A 19,856-nucleotide genomic window follows, 5' to 3' on the forward strand; every position below is an offset into this window, starting at 1 on the left:
CTCTAAAGAAGTAAGAAACACCAAAAGGGGCAGAAAAGGGGCAAACGCTCCTAGTCTGCCCCTTTTTATTTATAAAAGCTCAATTTTTTCAATGATTTCTTCTCGCATTTTATTTGTAACGTGTGTATAGATTTCAAGTGTCGTTTTACTGTCAGCGTGTCCGACACGTTCCATAATTGCAGCAACAGGCAAATGAAGTTCGGCAAGTCTGGAAATGTGTGAGTGCCTAAATGTATGTGGTGAAACACGTTTATTTAAGCCAATTCTTTTAGTAGCATTGCGGAGATTACTGCTAATTACTTGTACAGTTAACTGTCTGTGTGAAAGTAAACCGATAAAAATATAAGGGACTTCTTTTGGGTTTTCTGCTTGGATTTCATGCAATATTTCATTTGTTCTTTCGTTAAATGATATTGTTCGTTTTGATTGTGCTGTTTTTGTACTCGTTTTTCGTGCAAAATCTTGGTTGTTATAATGATAATCCCAAGTGCCATTTATAGCTATTGTGCGATTTTCAAAGTCAATCTCAGACCATTCCAAAGCGAGTGCCTCACCAATCCGCAAACCGTTGAGATACAAAAATTCACATAAGTCCGCAATTCTTTTATTCTTTTTATTTCCATAGGCATTCCGCAAATTGTCAAGAATCATTTCTACTTCGTCTTTTTCAAGATACTTTTCTTTTATATGTTTGACTTCCACTTTTTTTGTAGGAATTTGAATATTGTTTAAAGGATTTGTTTGAATATATTGCATATCAATCGCATATTTAAACAGCATATTCAATACATTTTTCAATTCTTTCACGTAGTTTCTACTTAAATCCTGCACAAATAGCCATTCCTCTATTTGTTTAATCAAAAGAACTCTGTCTATATTTTTTACAAGTATTTCATGAGAGATAGATTTCTTTAGTTTTTTGATATGACTTACTCTTGAAAAGTAGCTACTATTTTTAGATTTCATCTTATAATTTTGTAACCACTTGTCCATTAATTCATGCAAAGTGATAGCTCTGTTTTGAATTTTATTTGATTTGTCTTGTATCTTTTTTTCTAAAATCCGCTGTGCCTCACGTTGATTTTTTTTATCAAGGGTAACAGAAACTTTTTTCCATTTTTCGCTATAAGGGTCAAGATAACGCTCGATAAACTTAAATTTACCGTTTTCTAGTTTTTCTATCCACATTTTTTATCATCACTTCCTTATATTTATAAAGAAAAAGAACCTACAACATAAGTCATAGGTTCTTTTTCTAGTCACTTTCTGAACAACGTCCACAGCAACCATTTTGAATTAACCTAACTATACATTATTTTTTTGAAAACTGTCAAATACTTTTTCGCATTTATACATAAGTTATTTCTTTTTAGACTCGAGATACGTTCGGATAAGTTCATTCATAACTTTCTTATCGTTTTCTGTTACCTCTTTTCCGTCAAAACTGTGTATAAAGTCAAAGTCAAAGTCGGGATATTCTTCTTTTGAGTTGTTAACTGTGTTGTTTTCAAGCATATTATCTGAACTACTAAGTTTTGATTTTTCCATATTTCCATCCTTTAGTTATAAAATAGTTAATAATCGGTTGCAGCATATTCCTTTCTACTGTCAAATAAAAAATGACAGCTTTTATACAAAAAAACGCTCAAGACGACGTACGACTTGAGCTTGACATGTTAAATAATCTTAACATGAAACTCTTTATATAGTCAACTAATTCTATTTAAAATTTTTAGTGTTTTTTACGTTACAACATAATCCTCGCAATCACACGTATTTGATTTTCTTCTGTTGCGAAGAAATCATCATACTTTTTATTCAATGAACACAAACGCAGGCGATTATCTTCTAAGTAGCATTTTTTTACATATTCTTCTCCGTCTATTGTAACTGCATAAAAACCTCCGTTGGTGATGCTTGTTTCACTTATTCCAAAAATAACGTCACCGTCTTTTATAAATGGCTCCATTGAATCACCGTCCACCAGAAAAACGTAGTCAAAACGAGGAGGTAGTTCGCTTGGGCATAGCTCGACAGTTTCAAGGTTGTACTGTTCGTTAAATGCTCCAGTACCTGCTGCGAGACGTATAGCCTCGTATGTGTGCGTTTCTTCCTCTAGTGTGTAATCTTCTTCATCTTCGAGTTTTTCTTGCTCATAAAGCTCGTTTTTAGCGAAATTTAGGACATTTTCTTGTCTTGGTTCGTTTAGTTGCTCTGATGTTGTTGTTATTTCTGAAATAATTGATGTTTTTTTAGCTCCAAACATTAAGTCTTCTATTGTAACGTTTAACAATTCAGCTAATCTATCCAAATCATCTACCATTGGCGAACGTTTTCCGCTAATCCACAAAGATATAGCCGATTCGCTTTTGTTCATTAATTTCCCCAACTCTTTCATAGTAAGTCCATTTTGTTTTCTATAGTAATCTATCATTTTTGGTAATTGAATTTTTTTCATTAGTTTATCCTCTTTTCTTTATATATCTATATTGTAATGTATTCACTGAAAAAAATCAAAATAAACTTTACAAAAAGCAAAGTTTATTCTTGACTATTTGTAAAGTTAGTTGTATAATTAATTCATAAGGTTGAGGGAGGTGAGAAAATGAGTAAGAAAAAACAAGTTGTCAAATACGAAATCCATATTCACCTTAATGTTGACAACAAAAAAGAAGACTCGTCGGCAAACGAGTCTAAAGAGATTCCAGTAGCTTTAATCGGAACAGCTGGAATCATAATCGGTGCTTTAATATCAGCATTGATTAAATAAAGCATTGGGGCTTTGCCCCTTTGCCTTTATATTAACATAGAAAAGAGGAAAATGAAATGGAAAAGAAAACTTTTTTATATTGGTTATTAGGTGTTTGTGTTGGTATTGTGTTGATTGCATTGTTTAAATGTTTGTAATGTTAGGAGGCGAGAATGAATGAGAACAAGCAAAACGCATAAGCCGTTAGACGAATTATTAGAATCTACAGGTTTAAAATATGAAGCCATAGCTAACAAAATAGGGATAAATATTGTTACATTATATAAATGGCGGATTAATCCAAAATTGATTTCTGCGTATAATTTAGGGTTAATTTCTGAAAGTACAGGAATAAATTTTTTACAACTTTTTGATGTTGTAAAAAATTTTGGAAACGAACTTGACAAATCGAAAAGTCCATAATGTAGACGTAAAAGCTAGAAAGGATTGACAAAATGACAGAAACAAAAGTAAAAGCAATAAAAGAATACTACGAAATGCAATATGAACTAATTAAATTAGCATTAGTGTGTGCAGCAGAAAACAAAAACACTAAGCTCGCAAGTGATTTGGCAAATTCATTGATTCATTTAGAAAACTTCGTTAATGAGATGTTAGACGTTGCGAAAAGTAATTAAAAAACGAAAGGTAACCAGTGGCATGGCTTATTTAAAACAATTTCGCAAAGAAAAAAAGTTATCGCAACAAGAAATGGCTGAAATTTTATCTATTTCAGTATCGCATTATAGCAAACTTGAAGGTGGTTTTGTTTTTCCGAGTTTCCACCTAATAAAAAAAATCAAGGAAAAATTTCATGATTTTAATACAAACAATCTGTTTAAAAGGGATAAATTTATTTATTCAAAAAAGCCCCCTCACGGGGATTAAGTGTTCTGAACCATTTCAATGTCGTCCGTAACGGTGGAGATGAAGTTGGTTTCCGTCCCCTTTCGGGGATTAAGGTTCTAAATTGATTTCATTGAGGGCTTGTGGCTGATTATGGTGTTTCCGTCCCTATCGGGGTTTAAGTGTTCTGAACAGAAGAATACTTTTGGTTGACACATAGCTTTGTCAGAGTTTCCGTCCGTCCCCTCACGGGGGTTAAGGGTTCTGAACGAGTACAACGTTTCGTGCCAGCAAAGAAATATCTGTTTCCGTCCCCTCACGGGGATTAAGGGTTCTAAATAGTATTAACCAACAGCACATTGTAGATTGGTTTTTGGGTTTCCGTCCCCTCACGGGGTTTAAGTGTTCTGAACTAATGGAAAAAATGAGCGAAGTAAGTGGTATTAGTTTCCGTCCCCTTACGGGGGTAATGGTTCTGAACGGCACAATTATTCGATGAGAAAGAATATGTTTCCGTCCCCTCCCGGGGATAAATGGTTTTGAATAGCAAAGAAGTGGAACGTGTGCAACGTTTAGTGATGTTTTCGTCCCCTCACGGGGATTAAGTGTTCTGAACTGGTTTAGATTTAGGTGTGAATGTAAGAGAGAGTTTTCGTCCCCTCTCGGGGTTTAAGTGTTCTAAATCGGTTGAACGATGAACTTTCGGCACAATTATTCGAGTTTTCGTCCCCTCACGGGGATTAATGGTTCTGAACGAAACGGACTTAAATAGCAAGCTAGATGATAAGTTTCCGTCACCTATCGGGGTTTAAGTGTTCTGAACTGCCGCATCGTTAGTCGCAAAGGCAGGAGATGAAATAAAGTTTCCGTCCCCTATCGGGGTTTAAGGGTTCTAAATTGTACGATGAAGTTTTAGAACAATTCGAGGATTGTTTTCGTCCCCTCCAGGGGTTATCAGATTGTTTGTATTATATCATGACTTTCTTTTTTAAGGAAAGTAAAAGAAGAAATAAAAAAATGAAAAGAGAGAGGTGTGAAAATGATTGAATGGTCAAAGTTCAAGACTAAAAAAGAATTAATCGAAATTGAAAAAATCAGTCAAACAACATACCAAAGGCGAATTAGTGAAATGCGTAGTATTCCAGAATTTCAGCGTGGCTATGCAGTATATGGTCGTCATGCAATGATTAATTATGAAGTTTACTTGGATTACATGGCATGGAAAACGAAACAGCGATTTAGTTATGTTGATTATTGATGAAACGTAACGAAAGAAAAGAGGTGTGGCGATGAATGAAATTATGATAGCAGATTTATTTTTGTTGTTTTCGTGGGGAGTGATGTCAATTTACACGGTACGTATAACACATATTGTAATGCAACAACGTAAAGAAATTAACAAACTAAAAGAAGAAAAGCAAGATTCAAACGTTATTCATGATGTGAATTTGCATGATTTGCTAGAATACCAAAACGAAAATAAAGAACTAAAAAAAGAAAATCTCATGCTACGTTCGGAATTAAAATTTGAGGACAGAAAAAGCCTAGCTTGGCAGAGCTAAATAAAACGAAAGGAAGAAAAAAAGAATGCACGACACAAACGAATTAAACATTGCAAAATTGAATGACGGTATTATCCAAGAACGTTTTAGGTATGAACTGGATAAAGTAATTGAAAACATCAAAGACCCAAATGTAGATAGTGATAAAAAACGGCAAATTATTATCACATTAGACATTACCCCGAGCAATAATTTTGATTCCGCCATAAACATCGAGGCGGTTGTAAAATCAAAATTATTACCAGAAAAAACAAGTAAGGTGGTCGCTCTTTACGGAGAGGGAATGACAGGGGAAATGGAAGTAAATGAGCTGAAAACAAATCAAAGAGGGCAAATGTACTTTGACGAAAAAGCACAGCTGAGGACAGATACTGGGCAGAAAATTGAAGAAGTAGAAACAGAAAGTAAAAAAGTAATCAAATTCAATAAGAAAGCAGGAGAAATGTAATGGAAAACAATCAAGATTTACAATTTGTTAGTGAGTTAACGAAAAAGCAAACGGTGTTGTACGAATTAGAAAATGGTCGCACGTTTTACGACAGAGAACGTGCGACATTAACAGAAATTAAAGAGCTGCCCTTTGAAACGATAAAACTCCATACTTTACAAGGGCTAGTAGATTACATCAAATCTGATTTTGAAAAGGAAACAGATATGATGATTCATATTGAAAGTGCAACGAGAGTTAGCTTGCTTGAGGCGGTTAATTCAAACAATGACCACCCAGTGTTAGCCTCTGTAACACCTATGATTCGTGAGTTCAATTATGGTATGTTCATGGATTCTGAGCGGTTCAATATTTCAGTTATGGAGCATTTTGAACGCACGGAAAATGTGGATATTTTGCTAACTCTTGCAAGTAAGATTGTAGTAGGAGAACAGTCAGAGATTAATGACAATGGTATCACGCAAGAAGTGAAAATGAAATCGGGTGCAAGATTTGAAATGGTAGAAATTGACAATCCGATTGAATTACAACCGTACAGAACATTTTTAGATGTCGCACAGCCACCTAGCCCATTCGTATTTCGAGGAAATAAAAACGGGGAATTAGCTTTATTTAATGCGGACGGTGGCAAGTGGCAGTATTTAGCAATTGAAAACATCAAAGAGTTTTTTAATACTGCATTAAAAGAGAAAATTGAAAGTGGAAAAATTATTGTAGTAGGCTAATGAAAGTAATAGGAAAACTAAAATCAATTAGTGGCGATGAATTAAAAATACAACTCGATGAAGAAATAAATCTCAATTTCATCAAACTAATTGGCGAACATGGCGATGATATAGAAGTGGAAGTTCGTGTAAAAGACCCTAGAGCAATAACGTATAGTCAAGTCAAACTTGGCTATGCGTTGCTTATGGATATTTCTTTGTTCACGGGATATGACAAAGAAGAAATTAAGCGACTGATGAAATTCATGTATTTAAAAGATACAGCTGAGGAGTTTGCCTTTTCAAAAGCAAGCAAAGTTGAGGGAACTAGATTTCTTAATTACTTGATTGACTTTTGCTTTAGTTTTGATGTGCCGATGAAAAAACATAATATTTTACCAGAAAATATGAATAGACAACTGTTTAATTGTTTGAAGTATAGAGTATGTGCTGTCTGTGGTCGAAAGGGTGCAGACATTCATCACCAAGAAAATTTAGTAGGTTTAAATTCGAGGAAGATTTTCGACCACAGAGCGAGTAAATTTATCGCACTTTGTCGTGAACATCATAATGAGTTTCATTATATCGGATTAAAAACAGCTGAAAACAAATACAAGTTAAAAGCAATATCGTTAGACGAACACACACTTCAACGATTGCATATTATGACGAAAAAACAAATGGAAAAAATTGATAGGAGATTTTGATGATAAATAATGTGGTGTTAACTGGACGACTAACAAAAGATGCAGAATTACGGTACACAACAGGTGGACGAGCGGTGTCAAGTTTTACACTTGCGGTTAATCGTAAATTTACCGATTCAAAAGGAAATAGTGAGGCAGATTTCATCAATGTAATAGTGTGGGGAAAACAAGCTGAGGCTCTTTCTAAACATACACATAAAGGTTCATTGATTGGAATAACAGGACGTATCCAAACGAGAAATTACGAAAACCAACAAGGGCAACGTGTGTATGTAACGGAAGTTGTAGCAGAATCTTTCACTTTTTTAGAAAGCAAACGAGAAAAAGCACCACTTCCAGAAGATGATTTCCTTGGACGAGTAGAACAAGCACAGCAAAACCAAATATTTCATCAAGGAGAGCCGATAGACATACCAGATGATGACTTACCATTCTAGGAGAAGATATGACAGAGAAAGACGTGATTTACTTTTTCCGTTCTCATGGGGCAGAAATAATTGAGATTCATAAGGAAGATGTAATTAGAGCGACAGGGCAGATTGTGCAGAATTTCGATGTTCGTTATAGAGGTAGAGTGCAAACATTCCAGCTGAGAAACGGTCAGCTTTTGTGGTGGAACTGTAAAAAATGGAAAATGCAAGTAGTTATTTAGTGAAAACAAAAAAAGAGCGTTTCGCAGTCGCTCTTTTTAAAAAAAGAAAACCTAATTACAAGAAAAATATAGCATAGAAACGCTTATTTGTCAACGTTCTGCACTTTTCTAGGAAAGTGCATTGCGGTCTTGTAATAGGTATTAACTTAAGAACGCAAGATAGAACGAGGTTGAGACTATGCAATTTATGAAAGAGGTTCGATATTCAGCAGGAGAAGAATATCAAGAAGTGAGCATTTTACCTAAAACAGAAAAAATAGAATTGTTAAACAAGCCACATGGAAGAAAGAGAAAAAAAGATGCCAGTAGACCAGAACAAAGAAATTTAAATTATCAAAATGCAAGCAAGTGGTTTCGTCTGACAGCTATTGCAAATTTTAAAGAAGGAAGTTATAGCATAGTCCTCACATTCAATGATTTATCTTTGCCAAAATCACAGGAGGAGGCAGAAAAAGAATTTAAAAATTATATGCGTAGATTAAATGCGAGAAGAAAAAAGAGAGGTTTAGCAAATGCTAAATATTTAGCTACGTTAGAGGGAAGAAATGGAAGGTACCATTTTAATGTTTTGCTTGATAGCAGTAATACTTACGATGAAATAGAGGAGTGTTGGCAAAGCGGTAGAGGAAAGAAATTACTGCCCAAAGGATTTGTGCATATTAAGAAAATAAAAAAAGTGTTTAAAGGTGGGAAGTGGCTAAATGGTGTAGAAGTGGTTGCACAGTATATGACAAAAGAATTCAAGGAAGAAAATCGACAAGGAAAAAGAAAATGGTTTGCAAGTAGAAATAATCTCAAGAAACCAGTCATTCACAAACCGAATAAATATAAATACACTAGGTCAAAAATAATCAAGGCAGTAGAGAATGACAGCTTAAAAGAATTTTTGCAAGAAAAATATCAAGGGTGGGAATTTGTACCATTTACGATATACGAGAGAGAAACGAAAAAGAGTGCAGTGGTAGAGATAGATGTGAGGGAAGATTTATTTTTGGGTGTACGCATATATTTTAGACTAAGAAAAATAGATAAGGAGCAGAAATCATGAAAGAAACAACAATACAGAAAGTAAAAGTGGATATTTTTGAAAAAGGCAATTTGAATGGTTGGAAGAAAGAATATAAGTATGAGAGGGTTAAGATTGTGGAACACGAGGGAAAAAAGCGAGTGATGAGTTTAAAAACAGGAAAGATTTTATGAGTGAGGAGAATGGCGATGAATAATAAAAAAAATAAAGGAATGGAATTAAAACCAATCGGCGAAGTATTTTGGGCAAATGTTTATGATTTATTGGAGAAAGAGGGGCTAACACCGTCTGATTTATCACTAGAGATTAGCAACAATCAAAATTGGGTTGCTCAAGCAAAAAATAAAAAGCAATTGCCGAGAGCAGACAGGATTACAGCAATAGCAGAATCTTTGGAGATAAGTTTTTGGGGCGAGTTGTTGGAAGATTGGAGTGAGGTGGAAGTTTGGAAACAGCAGAAAGAAACAAATTGTTAGAAAGAAAGGAACAAACAAGGCAGACATAACAGTACAGTTATACGAACAAGGCAGATATAACAGTACAGTTATACGAACAAGGCAGATATAACAGTACAGTTATATGAGTAAGGCAGATATAACAGTACAGTTATACGAACAAGGCAGATATAACAGTACAGTTATACGAACAAGGCAGATATAACAGTACAGTTATATGAACAAGGTAGATATAACAGTACAGTTATATGAGTAAGTAAGATATAACAGTACAGTTATATGAGTAAGGCAGATATAACAGTACAGTTATACGAGCAAGACAGATATAACAGTACTGTTATACAGAAATAGACAATATAACCATACTGCTACGTTTTATGAGGGAAATGGCGATGAAAACAAGACAATCACAAGTGAAAGCGAATAGGAACTATTTATCAAAATTATCAAAGCAGGAAAGGACGTTAAAACATTTAAAGTATTCAACTAGAACATATATAAAAAAATATGCTACAACGGAAGAAATGCAGGAACTTATAAGTATTTATAAGGAGAGAAATCCTAATTATAAGCAAGAAAAAAGATGAACTGAAAAACAAAAAAGGTGCCATATGCACCCAGACAAAATTATTATAGCATAGAGGTGCGTTATTTTGACAAACAGACATCAACGAAAACGGAAAAATGCTTATTTCAAACATAATGTTTTAGTGGAATATCCTAAAATGAAACAATACATTTTAGAAAGAAAAGAAGAATTGAGAGCTAAAAAACATATCGAAGATGAAAACTTTTGGATAAAAGGTTCAAATAAAAACAACTTCGAGGCGGAGAATTATATTATTAAACTTGAACAAGATAAACGATTAGCGAAATTAGAAAAGCAATATATCGCAGTAAGGAATTGTTTAGAAAGAGCAGATGATGATACGAAAGCATTAATACAAGAATTTTATTTGCAAGAGCATTCGGCATGGTCATTCCATGCGTTTGCTGAAAAAATGTGTTTGAATAAGAATCAAGCGACAAGTAAAGTGAATAAATTTATTGATGAGCTTGAGTATGAATTGATTCGATAGAGCCACGAAGAAGATTTTAATTGATTATACGTGTAATACGTGTTAAAATAAAATCGTCAGGAGGTAGTCTAGAATGCCAATGACACAAAAGGAAATGGTGAAACTTTTAGTTGCTAATGGTGGCATAGAAGTCAAAGGTGGCAAGGGGTCTCATGTAAAAGTGTTGTACCCGGGAGTTAACCGTCCGATTATTGTTCCTCACAAACTAAAACGTGGTACGGAACAAGGTATCTTGAAACAGGCGGGGTTGAAATAAACCCTTCCTTGTTTCTTCGAATGCGAAGGAGGTTTTATCATGTTTGTTTCTTATCCTGCATTGTTTTACTATGAGGAGGCGAAAGAAGGGTACCCAGAGGGATTCTCTGTATTTTTTCCAGATTTTGAGAACTGCGGAGGTACACAAGGCGATACTATTTCAGAGGCTATATATAATGCGGCTGATTGGTTAGGTCTTGTGTTATCTGATGATATTGAAAACAATAGAGAAATGCCCAACCCTACTCCGATAAATCTATTAGATTTAGAGAAAAATAATCCTTTCAAAGATGATGATTTTGATTATGAGTACAACAAAGAGAAATCATTTATTTCAATGGTATCAGTAGAGTTGAGTGAATATCTGAAAGATAGTGAACCAGTCAAGAAAACTCTTACCATTCCAAAGTGGGCAGATAAGTTGGGAAAAGAGTTGCATTTGAATTTTTCTCAAACATTAACAGATGCCATTGTTTACAAAAAAACACACGTTTAGTTGTGTCGTGATTAAACTGTGATTAAAACACATTTTATCTGTGTTATTATGATAGTGTGAATTTCTAATGATTCCATACTCCAAATCAAAAATATTTTATTTCAAAAAGCTCGAGCATTTGCTTGGGCTTTTTTGCGGTAGTAAGGAGCGAGTATGAAGAAAACAAATCCTTTTTATTTATCAAAAGAGTGGCGAAAAATTAGGAAAGAAGTTTTGGTTCGTGACCATTATGAATGTGTTTGGTGCAGAAAGCGTGGGGAAGTAACAACACTAGCAAGTGCAACATTAGAAGTTGACCACATCAAAGAGCTGAAAGATTATCCAGAATTAGCTTTAGATAAAGACAACTTGAGAACGTTATGTAAGAAGTGTCATAACGAGCGACATGGGAGAATTATTTTTGAGAAACAAAAGAAAAAGAAGTTTGACGATGAGATTTTTCATTGGTGACCCCCCCCGCATTTGAATTTTTGACGAAAAAACACGGAGTAAAGAACCGGTGGGAGTGGTCTTTTAACCAAAAAAAGAGCATTTTTCCCGTGACCCCCTCAGAGAAAGGAGTGTGAGCAATGAATCAAGCAAAAATAAAAAAAGAATTATTGAGCAGAATTGACAAAACGAATCCGACAGAAGTTGAAAAAGTGGAACGCTATATCAATTTTGCAAAGTTATTTTATAAGCTAGATAAAGCAATAAAGCAACATGGAGAGATGATAATTGTAATCAATAATGGAAATGAATATTTAAAGCCAAACCCAGCACTTGCAGAGAAAAACAAAATAAATGCGAGTATGCTTTCGATTGAAAAAACATTGCCACCACCGAAAGAAAAGGGGAGTTCATCAGCTAGTTTGAGTGATTTGTTATGATACATCAGAAATATGTTGATGAGTATATTCAAGACTATAAGAGTGGAAAAATACTTTTGAATAAAGAGCGGATTGCATTGATTGAATTTGTTGAGCAGAAAATTTATACACGAGAAGATATTTATTTTCATGATGAGATGATTGAACAATGCGTGCAGTATATTGAGAAATGGTATTTCCCGTTATTGCCATTTCAAAAGTTCATTATTTCGTTTGTTTTCTTGTTTTTTTCTGCGAATAATCGCAATGTTTTTAAGAAATTTTTGATTATGATGGGGCGAGGTGGCGGAAAAAATGGTTTAATTTCGGGCGTTTCAAATTTTCTTCAAACACCGTTTCACAATATTAATGATTACAATATTTCGATTGTGGCAAATAGTGAGGAACAGGCAAAAACAAGTTTTGATGAAATTTATTTGACGATTGAACGGAATCCGCAATTAAAGCAGTTTTTCAAAAATACGAAAACGCAAATCGTAGGAAAGCAAACAAATGCAATTATTCAGTATCGTACAAGTAACGGCAACACAAAGGACGGTTTGCGAGATGGTGCGGTAGTTTTTGATGAAATACATCAATATGAGAGCAACAAAGATGTTAAAGTGCATATTTCTGGACTTGGAAAACGTCCAAATCCTCGTGAATTTTATATCGGCACAGACGGTTATGTACGTGAAGGATTCATTGATAGTTTAAAAGAAAAAGCAAGTAAGGTGTTGAACGGGAAAACTCGTTTCAATGCCTTATTTCCATTTATCTGCAAATTAGATGATGAGCAGGAGGTGAACGACCCTAAAAATTGGGAGAAGGCTAATCCAATGTTTAGTTTGCCTATGTGTGCGTATGCAGAGAATTTGTTCGATGAAGTTTTAGAACAATTCGAGGATTTACAGGACGACCCGAGCAATCGGGAAGAATTCATGACAAAACGCATGAATCTTCCTGTAAGTGATACAGAAAGAAGTGTAGCAACGTATGAAGAACTGCTCGCTACTAAAAGGGAAGTTGGCGATGTGGAGGGGTTTCAATGTATTGGCGGATTAGATTTCGCTAGTATTCGAGACTTTGCAGCAGTTGGATTGCTGTTCAAACAAGAAGAAGAATACTTTTGGCTGACACATAGCTTTGTCAGAAAAGAGTTTGTAGACAATTTCTATGGATATTCTCGTCCAAGAGAAAGTGTGAACGGAAAAAGACAGTTTGCTCCGATTAAAGAGTGGGAAGAAAAAGGTTTCTTGACGGTACTCGATGAACCTAGTATTAACCCACAGCACATTGTAGATTGGTTTTTAGAAAAAGCCTATCACCATTCGATTAAGAAAATTGTAGCAGATAATTTCCGCATGGATATTTTAAGACCGTTATTTGAAAATGCGGGGCTTGAGGTATTGGTTTTGAAAAATCCACGTGCAATAGATAGCTTGTTAGCACCAAGGATTGAAAGTGCATTTGCAAATCACCGTGTGCGTTTTGGAGATAATCAAATGATGCGGTGGTACACGAATAATGTACTGCGTAAGTTGAAAAAAGATGGAAATGTTGAATATTTGAAAAAGGAAGAAGTTAGACGAAAAACAGACGGTTTCAAAGCCTTTGAGTACGCAATGTACTTGGGTGACGAGCTAGATAGTGGAAATATAGATGATTATTTAGATATTGCAAATAGCTTTTTTTAGAAAAGAGGTGAAAAAATGAGTTGGTTGGACTTTTTGATGAAACGAAAAGATAGCACTTATTTTTTTGATTTAAATTTAGGTGTGAATGTCAGTGAGAGAGTGCAGATGAAAGAAATGGCATTGTCTGTATGTGCTAGTTATATCGCCAGAGTAATTAGTCGCTCAGAATTTCGAGTATTGAATAATGGAAAGAATGAGCGAAGTAAATGGTATTACAAGCTAAATGTAAAACCAAATACCTCTCAGACTGCGACAACGTTTTGGCATTTTGCAATGGAAACGTTAATACGTGAGAACGAGTTACTGATTATCAAGAGTGATACAGATGACTTATTGATTGCAGAAAGTTATGTAAGGAAAGAATATGCGTTGTTTGAAGATGTTTTTTCACAAGTAGTTGTGAAAAATTATCAGTTTGAGCGAACGTTTAAACGCTCAGAGGTTATTTTTATTGAGCTAGGAAATCACAAGTTGAATGATTTCATCGAGGGCTTGTGGGCTGATTATGGTGATTTGTTAAGTTTTTTGATTGCTACTCAAAAACGTAACGGTCAAGTGAGAGCAACGATCGAAACGGATTTGAACAGCAAGTTAGATGATAATGTGCAAAATAAAAACAAAACATTAATCGAAAATATTAAAAATGCGATTGCTAACTCACCAGTTGCTATTATTCCAACGAACAATAGAATGAAGTATTCAGAAAGCTCTACTTCATCGAAAGTGAGTAATCAGAGCATAGAGGAAATCATAAAGCTACGTTCGTCTTACCTTGACGATGTAGCAATCATGTTAGGAATCCCACCGACACTTTTAAGAGCAGAGAAAGCGGATGAAAGTGAAAACTGGGTGTTATTTATCGAAAATTGTATAGAGCCTTTAGTTTCGAGATTAAACGATGAACTTTCGGCACAATTATTCGATGAGAAAGAATATCTGGAAGGGAAAGAAATTAAGATTATTCATTCGCAAAAAAAGAGCTTGTTTGACTTGGCAAGCTCGATTGATAAGCTGATTTCTTCAGGTGCGTTCACACGCAATGAAGTGAGGAAAGAATTGAATTATGAAAGTGTTGAAGAAGGAGATGAGTTCTTTATTACGAAGAACTATGAGAGGACAGTGAAAGGAGGTGAGGACGAATGAAGAAAGTGAAAGTAAGTGGAATGATTGTGAGCAATAACGATTGTTCAATTTATAGGGATTGGTTTGGCATGGATGTTTGTTCACCAAAAGACGTTGAGAGTGCATTGAATGGTGAAACAGGTGAGATTGAAGTACAAATCAATTCAAATGGTGGTGATTTGTACGCAGGAAGTGAGATTTACACGTTACTGAAAGAATATACAGGAAAAGTGGTTGTGAAGATTACGGGGATTGCGGCAAGTGCCGCCTCGTTAGTCGCAATGGCAGGAGATGAAATAAAAATTTCACCGTCTGCAAATATGATGATCCATAACGTGTCAACTCATGCTTATGGAGACCATCAAGATTTTTCTAAAATGGCTGAGGTGCTAAAAGGTGGAAGTGATGGAATTGCTGGAGTATATGCGAGTGTGACAGGAAAAACGATAGAAGAAATTCAAGAGTTAATGGACGAAGAAACGTATATGAACGCAACTCAAGCACTAGAAAATGGTTTTGTAACAGAAATATTATATCAGCCAATGCCAATGGTTGCAGGTGTGCAGACAATGCTATTAAGCAAAGAACATTTGCAACATTTCCGCACGTATTTAAAAGAGCGAGAGGAATCGGCAATCGAAAAATTTAAGGCTGAACAAAAAAATAAGGAAGTAGGAGTGCAAAATAAGCACTTTTTATTTTAATCAAAAAAAGAAAAGCGGAGAGGGCGGTCTGGAGTTTTCAGCTGTCCCTCGTGGCTAGAAAAAGGAGGAATAGCTACATGGCTATCAAATTAAATTCAGAGCGTTACACAAACGCAAAGGAAAAGTATTTCAATGTCGTTCGTAACGGTGGCGATGAAGTTGCACAACAAGTTGCATATAATGAAATGCTTGATGCACAAATGGAGGAGTTGAGTGCATTAACAGAAAGTAAGTTTAATCAACTGAGCGAGGAACGCATGACAAATAAAACGTTGTCAGCAAATGAAATTAAATTCTTTAATGCTTTTTCAAAAGATGTTGGTACGAAGAATGAGATTTTATTACCTCAAGAAACGATTAACGAAGTGTTCGATGATATGCAGCAAGCACACCCAATTCTTTCTGTTGTCAACTTTAAGCAAGGAACATTGCGTATTAAGGCATTAATTTCTGAAACAAGCGGAGTGGCGATTTGGGGCAAAATTAACGGTGATATTCAAGGGCAACTAGACGCGACTTTTAACGAAGTAGATTTTTCACAAAATAAATTGACTGCGTTTGTTGTCATTCCAAATGATGCACTAGAATATGGTGCTACTTGGTTGAAACAATTCATCACTACACAAATTACAGAGGCATTTGCAGTAGCATTAGAGAGTGCAATCGTTTCTGGAAATGGGTTGGATAAGCCTATTGGTTTGAATCGAGATGTGCATAACGGTGTGGCGGTGTCTGGAACAACGGGGTATCCAGAAAAAACAGCGAGTGATGATTTGTTGGGGTTGACTGCTGAAAATGCACCAGAAAAATTTGCAAAGGTACTAGATTATTTATCGGTAAAAGAAAATGGAGAGCCTGTTACTCAGTTTGGAACAGTTTATTTATTGATTAATCCACAAGATTACAATCAAACTGTTGCGAAATTCATTAGTAAAAATGCTAATGGAGTATACGGTTTTGATTTGCCTTATTCTATGCAGTTTATTACAAGTGCAGCACAACCAGTTGGAAAATTGACCGCATTTCTTGCAAGTCGTTACGATGCGTATGTAGCAGGAGGACAAACAATTAAAGAGTTTGACCAAACTCTTGCTTTTGAAGATATGCGTTTATATGCGTGCAAAACGTTTGCTTATGGAAAAGCAAAAGATGATAAGGTGGCAGGAGTGTACAACTTAACACCAGTAACAACTCCGCCAACGTCACCAACACTTTAGGAGGAGAGAACATGATAAAAGTAAAAGTACAATCGGCTTTCATTGATAAAGAAACAGGCGAGCATTTTAAGGAAGGAATGCTCGCTGAGTTTTCTTCTGAACGTTTAGATGAGATTTCAAAAGGGTTGAAAAGATTGAATTTACAACCTCCATTAGAAGTGGAGGAAGAAAAGCCGAAGAAAAAAGCAGCGAAAAAAAAGAAAAGCGAGTAGGTGGGATATGTGGAAGAAAAAATAAATATTCTTCTTCCTGTGTTTAAAAACCGTATGCGTATTTCTCATGATTTTGAAGATGACCGCCTAAGAGAAATTTTAGGTGGTTCTATCTCGTCTATTACCTCGTTGATTGGTGCGGAAAATATTGAAGATTTTTCAATACGTGAATTAATCCTTGAGCGGAGTCGTTATGTATATAATGATTCTCTAGAGTTTTTCAAGGAAAATTTTTTGGAAGAAATTTACGACACGTATAGGAGAAATGAGGGCGGTGTAGATGGTGAAGAAGTATCAACCTCAGAGGACACATAATGGGAAATTAAAAACACCATTTGTTGTGTTTTATCCAAAAGAAATTGACACACTGGAAGTTAATGCGATACTCCATGAGGTTCATAGCGGATTTGCAGAGGTGTATAATCCGAGCATGAAAGATTTAGAGATACTCAATGGAGTGAACACAAAGCAGTCTGTGACGATAAAGTTCAGAAGAAACTCTATTACATTTACCAATAAAATGAAAGTGAAACTATTAGATTCTCGTTATTCAGAAATGTGGAATGTGATAGATGTTCGTTTTGATGATGAATTTGTTACGCTTTTGTTAGGTGGTGGTGCAATTGAGTAGTGGAATTGAACTAAAGGGTGCAGATGAGGTAATCAAACAGCTTGAGGAAAAGTTAGGTGAACGAAAAGCAAATAGTGTGGCAAATAAAGCTCTCACGAAAGCAGCAGAAGTAGGCGAACAGAAACTTAAACAGGCTGTTTCTTCTTTTAAACGCACTGGGCAAACGCAAACGGAGATTACGTTCAAACGTAGCCGAAAAGATTCATTTGGAGTTCATGAGGCAAGTGTAGGCTGGGGACAAGGAAGTCGCTGGCGGTTAGAGCATTTAAATGAATTTGGATTTACACGAGGCGGTATTTTTACACGTCCTCGTGGATATGGAGTTGTGCAGAACTTTTATAATGAATTTAAGCATGAGGCAAAAGAGATTATTGCGAACGAAATTAAAAAGGGGTTGAAATGATGAGGGATAAAATGAGTGAGATTTCAGAGCGATTGAAAGGAAATGCTGTGTTATCAAATACTTTTATCAAGGCATATATTCGACCAGAGACACTTAGCGATGATGTTGATAGTATTACAATCGCTCCACTTGAACCAATTCAAAATGGAATAAGCGGAAGTGACAGAGTGCTTACGCAAGTGTTCGCTTACCAAATTAATGCAGAAAGCAAGAGTAGACTGCGTGTAAAAGAAATGCAAAGAGCAGTAAGCGAAGAAATGCGTGCCTTGGGATTTGTTCAGCAATTAGGTGGACTAGATGAATATTTTGAGGAGACAGGTCGCTACGTTGATGCAAGAAGATTTAGAGGGTCAACGAAACTATATGAAACGAACTATTAAGAAAAGCGTAGCAGTGCGACAAAAATTCAGCACTACGCAGTTAGACAAAGGAGGAAACTCATGGAAACAGTAGGATTTAAAAAATTGATTATCAAAGGTTTAGATAATGTTACAGAGCATTATTGGGAAGTACAAGGAACGCAGGACGAAGGTGCATCTATTTCTGCAACGATTTCTGGAATGTCAAAAGAACCCAAAAAAGTATTTGGTTCAGATGTAGCTTATTATGTTTCACGTAAAGGAACAGGCGATATTAAAGTTGAGTTTCAAGCGATTGATTTACCAAATGATTGCGTGGAGTTTGTTTCTGGCTATGAGAAAGGTTCGGACGGTTTAACATATGTCGGGAACACGACAGAACCACCGTATGTTTCTATTGCACTGGAATCGGTTGATTTGCATGGAAAATTTGCAGGTCTTGTATTCTTGAAAGGAACAATCAGTCGTGATGCGATTGAGATGAAAACACAAACAGAGGAAACTTTTACACCAGAAGGTGTGAAATACACGTTTACTGCTGTTGAAAGTGATGTAGTAGGGGCGACACAAGGAAAAGTGTTCGCTCAGTATATTGGCGATGATGCACAAAAAATTTCAGCATTACGTGCTTTGATTGCACAACCGACAACTTCAACATCGCCAACATTGTAAGCAGTTTAGAGAGTGGGTAACCACTCTCTTTTTTTAGAATGGAGAAAACGACATGAAAGAATTGCGTATTAAATTTATGAAAAATGGCAAAGAAGTGGAACGAGTACAACGTTTCGTGCCAGCAAAGAAATATCTCGAGTATTTGGATTTGGAAAATAAATTAATGACAGAAGAATCGTTTACGGCTGCAATTCGTAAAAAAATTGAATTTGTAGCAAATCTTTTTGATGATGAAGATGTAACGGTTGAGAATCTATTGAATGGTGTACCTAGTTGGGAGCTTGTAGATGTGATTTTAACGACTATTACGGATATGATGGAAAGCCCAAAAGGGAGCGAAAATGAGGGAAAGTAAGTTTTAAAAAAGCGAAGAAAGACCTTCTATTTTTTATAAAAAAATTAAATGAATGTTTGCCGAGTATGTCAATTAACGACATACTCAATACAGACTATGACACGCTTTTAGAAATCTTAGAAACAACTGAAAAACAACAGCCAAAACAGCAATCTTTACATGACTTTTTAAGTAAGTAGGTTTATAATAAAGCTATCAAAAAAGAATGTGAAAGGAAGTGAGTGAAATGTGGGGCTGGCTTATGTTAGGGAGCTTGTACGGAGGAAGTGCAAGCAATGGTGAGAGACAATATGCGGGAAAATTGACCGTTAGCGAATTTCTTTCTTTTTCTCTTTTACTCGCACCGTTAATAGTATCGTTTCTTTTCCAAGTTTCTTTTTGGAGTGTTTTGTTCGTTTGTGTGATTTTACAAGTTTTGCTTGTTTTAGTTGAAATGAAAGTGAAGAAATCCCAACATACTTTTTTTGGCATTACTTTTTTCCAACTCTTTTATTTACCTGTTGTGTTGGTGTTTAAAACAAATGTTTCATTTTTGGCTGGGGTGTTCCTATATTTTTTAGTAGTAGGAGTGACGGTATATATTTCCGTTAGGTTGAATGATAAATATGGGATTAGATATTAAAAAAGCACATTTTAGGATGTGTTTTTTTGTTGCG

35 protein-coding genes are annotated in these 19,856 nt (G+C 35.4%); 32 read left to right on the forward strand and 3 right to left on the reverse strand.

Going from position 1 to position 19,856, the window contains the following annotated elements; translation table 11 throughout:
- Positions 1-69: 69 nt before the first annotated feature.
- From B5D30_RS08690 to B5D30_RS08700, 3 genes are all read right to left on the reverse strand, one after another.
- Positions 70-1,188, reverse strand: coding sequence for a tyrosine-type recombinase/integrase (locus tag B5D30_RS08690; protein WP_078807683.1), 1,119 nt, complete (start codon positions 1,186-1,188; stop codon positions 70-72).
- A gap of 171 nt (positions 1,189-1,359) precedes the next feature.
- Complete coding sequence (locus B5D30_RS08695) at positions 1,360-1,548, reverse strand: hypothetical protein (RefSeq protein WP_078807684.1); 189 nt, start codon at positions 1,546-1,548, stop codon at positions 1,360-1,362.
- A 199-nt stretch (positions 1,549-1,747) separates the two neighbouring features.
- Positions 1,748-2,458: a LexA family transcriptional regulator gene (locus B5D30_RS08700; RefSeq protein ID WP_078807685.1), complete on the reverse strand. Its 711-nt coding sequence runs from the start codon at positions 2,456-2,458 to the stop codon at positions 1,748-1,750.
- Positions 2,459-2,605: 147 nt separating this feature from the next.
- Between B5D30_RS08700 and B5D30_RS13720 the strand changes: the two genes are divergently transcribed.
- The 32 genes from B5D30_RS13720 to B5D30_RS08850 all read left to right on the forward strand — a co-directional run bounded on the left by B5D30_RS13720 (position 2,606) and on the right by B5D30_RS08850 (position 19,822).
- Positions 2,606-2,770, forward strand: a complete 165-nt coding sequence (locus B5D30_RS13720) for a hypothetical protein (RefSeq protein ID WP_159443276.1) — start codon at positions 2,606-2,608, stop codon at positions 2,768-2,770.
- A gap of 156 nt (positions 2,771-2,926) precedes the next feature.
- The gene (locus tag B5D30_RS08705; protein ID WP_078807686.1) at positions 2,927-3,172 is read left to right on the forward strand and encodes a hypothetical protein; all 246 of its coding nucleotides are present in this window, start codon (positions 2,927-2,929) and stop codon (positions 3,170-3,172) included.
- Between the two features lie 32 nt (positions 3,173-3,204).
- Positions 3,205-3,387 (forward strand): hypothetical protein, encoded by a 183-nt coding sequence (locus tag B5D30_RS08710; RefSeq protein ID WP_078807687.1) that lies wholly within the window; start codon positions 3,205-3,207, stop codon positions 3,385-3,387.
- Complete coding sequence (locus tag B5D30_RS08715; protein WP_234984646.1) at positions 3,371-3,637, forward strand: helix-turn-helix domain-containing protein; 267 nt, start codon at positions 3,371-3,373, stop codon at positions 3,635-3,637. The genes B5D30_RS08710 and B5D30_RS08715 overlap by 17 nt, the downstream gene beginning before the upstream one ends.
- A 997-nt stretch (positions 3,638-4,634) precedes the next feature.
- Complete coding sequence (locus B5D30_RS08720; RefSeq protein ID WP_078807689.1) at positions 4,635-4,853, forward strand: hypothetical protein; 219 nt, start codon at positions 4,635-4,637, stop codon at positions 4,851-4,853.
- Positions 4,854-4,884: 31 nt separating this feature from the next.
- Positions 4,885-5,157, forward strand: coding sequence for a hypothetical protein (locus B5D30_RS08725; RefSeq protein ID WP_078807690.1), 273 nt, complete (start codon positions 4,885-4,887; stop codon positions 5,155-5,157).
- A gap of 25 nt (positions 5,158-5,182) precedes the next feature.
- Positions 5,183-5,605: a hypothetical protein gene (locus B5D30_RS08730; RefSeq protein WP_078807691.1), complete on the forward strand. Its 423-nt coding sequence runs from the start codon at positions 5,183-5,185 to the stop codon at positions 5,603-5,605.
- The gene (locus B5D30_RS08735; protein ID WP_078807692.1) at positions 5,605-6,330 is read left to right on the forward strand and encodes a hypothetical protein; all 726 of its coding nucleotides are present in this window, start codon (positions 5,605-5,607) and stop codon (positions 6,328-6,330) included. The genes B5D30_RS08730 and B5D30_RS08735 overlap by 1 nt, the downstream gene beginning before the upstream one ends.
- Complete coding sequence (locus B5D30_RS08740; RefSeq protein ID WP_078807693.1) at positions 6,330-7,016, forward strand: putative HNHc nuclease; 687 nt, start codon at positions 6,330-6,332, stop codon at positions 7,014-7,016. Before B5D30_RS08735 ends, B5D30_RS08740 begins: the two co-directional genes overlap by 1 nt.
- Positions 7,016-7,453 (forward strand): single-stranded DNA-binding protein, encoded by a 438-nt coding sequence (ssb, locus tag B5D30_RS08745; protein ID WP_078807694.1) that lies wholly within the window; start codon positions 7,016-7,018, stop codon positions 7,451-7,453. Before B5D30_RS08740 ends, ssb begins: the two co-directional genes overlap by 1 nt.
- A gap of 8 nt (positions 7,454-7,461) precedes the next feature.
- Positions 7,462-7,668 carry a hypothetical protein gene (locus tag B5D30_RS08750; RefSeq protein WP_078807695.1) on the forward strand — a complete coding sequence of 69 codons (207 nt, stop codon included), beginning with the start codon at positions 7,462-7,464 and terminating at the stop codon, positions 7,666-7,668.
- 178 nt (positions 7,669-7,846) lie between these two features.
- Positions 7,847-8,716, forward strand: coding sequence for a rolling circle replication-associated protein (locus B5D30_RS08755; RefSeq protein ID WP_078807696.1), 870 nt, complete (start codon positions 7,847-7,849; stop codon positions 8,714-8,716).
- A complete protein-coding gene (locus tag B5D30_RS13725) occupies positions 8,713-8,868 on the forward strand; it encodes a hypothetical protein (protein WP_159443277.1) in 156 nt (51 codons plus the stop codon). The genes B5D30_RS08755 and B5D30_RS13725 overlap by 4 nt, the downstream gene beginning before the upstream one ends.
- 15 nt (positions 8,869-8,883) lie before the next feature.
- The gene (locus B5D30_RS08760; protein ID WP_078807697.1) at positions 8,884-9,171 is read left to right on the forward strand and encodes a hypothetical protein; all 288 of its coding nucleotides are present in this window, start codon (positions 8,884-8,886) and stop codon (positions 9,169-9,171) included.
- 371 nt (positions 9,172-9,542) lie between these two features.
- Positions 9,543-9,737, forward strand: coding sequence for a hypothetical protein (locus B5D30_RS08765; RefSeq protein WP_078807698.1), 195 nt, complete (start codon positions 9,543-9,545; stop codon positions 9,735-9,737).
- A gap of 66 nt (positions 9,738-9,803) precedes the next feature.
- Positions 9,804-10,229 carry a hypothetical protein gene (locus tag B5D30_RS08770; RefSeq protein ID WP_078807699.1) on the forward strand — a complete coding sequence of 142 codons (426 nt, stop codon included), beginning with the start codon at positions 9,804-9,806 and terminating at the stop codon, positions 10,227-10,229.
- 73 nt (positions 10,230-10,302) lie between these two features.
- Entirely contained in the window at positions 10,303-10,485 is a 183-nt protein-coding gene (locus B5D30_RS08775; RefSeq protein ID WP_078807700.1) for a type II toxin-antitoxin system HicA family toxin, read from the forward strand.
- 39 nt (positions 10,486-10,524) lie between these two features.
- Positions 10,525-10,980 (forward strand): type II toxin-antitoxin system HicB family antitoxin, encoded by a 456-nt coding sequence (locus B5D30_RS08780; RefSeq protein WP_078807701.1) that lies wholly within the window; start codon positions 10,525-10,527, stop codon positions 10,978-10,980.
- A 153-nt stretch (positions 10,981-11,133) separates the two neighbouring features.
- Positions 11,134-11,430, forward strand: coding sequence for an HNH endonuclease (locus B5D30_RS08785; RefSeq protein WP_078807702.1), 297 nt, complete (start codon positions 11,134-11,136; stop codon positions 11,428-11,430).
- 119 nt (positions 11,431-11,549) lie between these two features.
- Entirely contained in the window at positions 11,550-11,849 is a 300-nt protein-coding gene (locus B5D30_RS08790) for a P27 family phage terminase small subunit (RefSeq protein WP_078807703.1), read from the forward strand.
- Positions 11,846-13,525: a terminase TerL endonuclease subunit gene (locus B5D30_RS08795; protein ID WP_078807704.1), complete on the forward strand. Its 1,680-nt coding sequence runs from the start codon at positions 11,846-11,848 to the stop codon at positions 13,523-13,525. The genes B5D30_RS08790 and B5D30_RS08795 overlap by 4 nt, the downstream gene beginning before the upstream one ends.
- A gap of 15 nt (positions 13,526-13,540) precedes the next feature.
- Complete coding sequence (locus tag B5D30_RS08800) at positions 13,541-14,668, forward strand: phage portal protein (RefSeq protein ID WP_078807705.1); 1,128 nt, start codon at positions 13,541-13,543, stop codon at positions 14,666-14,668.
- Positions 14,665-15,351 (forward strand): head maturation protease, ClpP-related, encoded by a 687-nt coding sequence (locus tag B5D30_RS08805; RefSeq protein WP_078807706.1) that lies wholly within the window; start codon positions 14,665-14,667, stop codon positions 15,349-15,351. Before B5D30_RS08800 ends, B5D30_RS08805 begins: the two co-directional genes overlap by 4 nt.
- Positions 15,352-15,428: 77 nt before the next feature.
- Positions 15,429-16,568 carry a phage major capsid protein gene (locus B5D30_RS08810; RefSeq protein WP_078807707.1) on the forward strand — a complete coding sequence of 380 codons (1,140 nt, stop codon included), beginning with the start codon at positions 15,429-15,431 and terminating at the stop codon, positions 16,566-16,568.
- An 11-nt stretch (positions 16,569-16,579) separates the two neighbouring features.
- Complete coding sequence (locus B5D30_RS08815; RefSeq protein WP_078807708.1) at positions 16,580-16,780, forward strand: hypothetical protein; 201 nt, start codon at positions 16,580-16,582, stop codon at positions 16,778-16,780.
- Positions 16,781-16,789: 9 nt separating this feature from the next.
- Entirely contained in the window at positions 16,790-17,095 is a 306-nt protein-coding gene (locus tag B5D30_RS14095; protein ID WP_234984647.1) for a phage gp6-like head-tail connector protein, read from the forward strand.
- Positions 17,061-17,411: a hypothetical protein gene (locus B5D30_RS08825; protein WP_078807709.1), complete on the forward strand. Its 351-nt coding sequence runs from the start codon at positions 17,061-17,063 to the stop codon at positions 17,409-17,411. The genes B5D30_RS14095 and B5D30_RS08825 overlap by 35 nt, the downstream gene beginning before the upstream one ends.
- The gene (locus tag B5D30_RS08830) at positions 17,404-17,814 is read left to right on the forward strand and encodes an HK97-gp10 family putative phage morphogenesis protein (protein ID WP_159443278.1); all 411 of its coding nucleotides are present in this window, start codon (positions 17,404-17,406) and stop codon (positions 17,812-17,814) included. The genes B5D30_RS08825 and B5D30_RS08830 overlap by 8 nt, the downstream gene beginning before the upstream one ends.
- An 11-nt stretch (positions 17,815-17,825) precedes the next feature.
- Positions 17,826-18,194: a hypothetical protein gene (locus tag B5D30_RS08835; protein ID WP_144399551.1), complete on the forward strand. Its 369-nt coding sequence runs from the start codon at positions 17,826-17,828 to the stop codon at positions 18,192-18,194.
- Between the two features lie 60 nt (positions 18,195-18,254).
- Positions 18,255-18,845 carry a major tail protein gene (locus B5D30_RS08840; RefSeq protein ID WP_078807712.1) on the forward strand — a complete coding sequence of 197 codons (591 nt, stop codon included), beginning with the start codon at positions 18,255-18,257 and terminating at the stop codon, positions 18,843-18,845.
- Positions 18,846-18,897: 52 nt separating this feature from the next.
- A complete protein-coding gene (gene gpG / locus B5D30_RS08845) occupies positions 18,898-19,200 on the forward strand; it encodes a phage tail assembly chaperone G (protein ID WP_078807713.1) in 303 nt (100 codons plus the stop codon).
- 217 nt (positions 19,201-19,417) lie between these two features.
- Positions 19,418-19,822: a hypothetical protein gene (locus tag B5D30_RS08850; RefSeq protein WP_144399552.1), complete on the forward strand. Its 405-nt coding sequence runs from the start codon at positions 19,418-19,420 to the stop codon at positions 19,820-19,822.
- Positions 19,823-19,856: the final 34 nt, after the last annotated feature.

The sequence above is a fragment of the Pilibacter termitis genome (genome assembly GCF_900167335.1).
Taxonomy (GTDB): Bacteria; Bacillota; Bacilli; order Lactobacillales; family Streptococcaceae; genus Pilibacter; species Pilibacter termitis.